This window comes from Hyalangium minutum (genome assembly GCF_000737315.1).
Taxonomy (GTDB): Bacteria; Myxococcota; Myxococcia; order Myxococcales; family Myxococcaceae; genus Hyalangium; species Hyalangium minutum.
This window is the reverse complement of the sequence record NZ_JMCB01000043.1, coordinates 1-1,021: the sequence shown is the minus strand read 5'-3', so window position 1 is coordinate 1,021 and position 1,021 is coordinate 1. Positions and strand designations below refer to the sequence as shown.

General features: G+C 61.5%; 2 protein-coding genes. Both read left to right on the top strand.

The genetic code is table 11. The features are described 5' to 3' along the window. The first annotated feature begins 420 nt into the window (after window positions 1-420). Complete coding sequence (locus tag DB31_RS44335; RefSeq protein ID WP_044200054.1) at window positions 421-786, top strand: ArsR/SmtB family transcription factor; 366 nt, start codon at window positions 421-423, stop codon at window positions 784-786. Between the two features lie 10 nt (window positions 787-796). Further along, a partial coding sequence (locus DB31_RS44330; RefSeq protein ID WP_044200057.1) for an SRPBCC domain-containing protein occupies window positions 797-1,021 on the top strand: 225 nt, incomplete at its 3' end.

Genomic DNA, 1,021 nt, shown 5'->3' with positions numbered 1-1,021 from the left:
ACCACCGTGACGCTCATGCCAAAGCGGGTGAGCCACCAGGCCAGCGTGGGCCCCGCGATGCTCGCCCCAGTCACCAAGACATGCCGCTTCATCGAGTCCCCCACGCGCTGGATGCCACCAGGAGTCGCAGTCCGGACGAAGATAGGGAATGGCGGATAGGGCGCAAGCGTCCCGACGAAAAGGAGTGAAGGCGTGACACCTCACGCCGGCTCCGTGAACAAGCGAACCTTCACCGGCCAGAGAGCCCATGAGCGAAAACACGAGCTGCCGATGATGGAGCAGGTAGTGAAAAACTGCTTGGGGCCGCCCACTGTGATGACAGCGGATACAGGCTACTTCAGCGAGGCCAACTTGCTTCAAGCAGCACGCGCTCGAACTGCCCTTGCGTGCCATCTATCCGCGTGCTAGACACTGAACCGAATGGTTCAGTATGCGAATGTCGGCCTCGATGCTTCGTTCGCCGCGCTCTCCGACGCCACCCGACGCGGTGTTCTGGAGCAGCTCGGGCGTGCGGAGGCCTCGATCACGGACCTCGCCGAGAAGTTCAACATGACCCTCACGGGCATGAAGAAGCACGTCGGTGTCCTGGAGCGGGCCGGGCTCGTGATCACGGAGAAGGTCGGGCGCGTGCGGACCTGCAAGATCGGCCCGCGCCGACTGGAGGAAGAGATGGCATGGCTCGAGAGGTACCGCCAGCTCTGGGACGCACGCTTCGACGAGTTGGACAAGGTTGTCGAGGAATTGAAACGCAAGGAGCAGGTCGATGGACGCAAGAAGAGAGAGTGAGCCCACACCCATGAAGAACCGCACGACTGTGGAACGGAAGTCCGAGCGTGAGACCGTCGTCACGCGAACTTTCAATGGTCCGGCACGCATCGTGTTCGAGGCGTGGACAAAGCCCGAGCTGTTCAAGAAGTGGTGGGTGCCGAAGTCGATGGGAATGACCCTGGTTTCCTGCGAGATGGATGTTCGTACCGGGGGCAAGTACCGTCTGGTGTTCGGCCAAGGGATGGCGTTCTTC

Excerpts from the sequence above, each read along its gene's own strand:
- DB31_RS44335 (WP_044200054.1), top strand. The coding sequence starts at position 421 with ATGGTTCAGTATGCGAATGTCGGCCTCGATGCTTCGTTCGCCGCGCTC.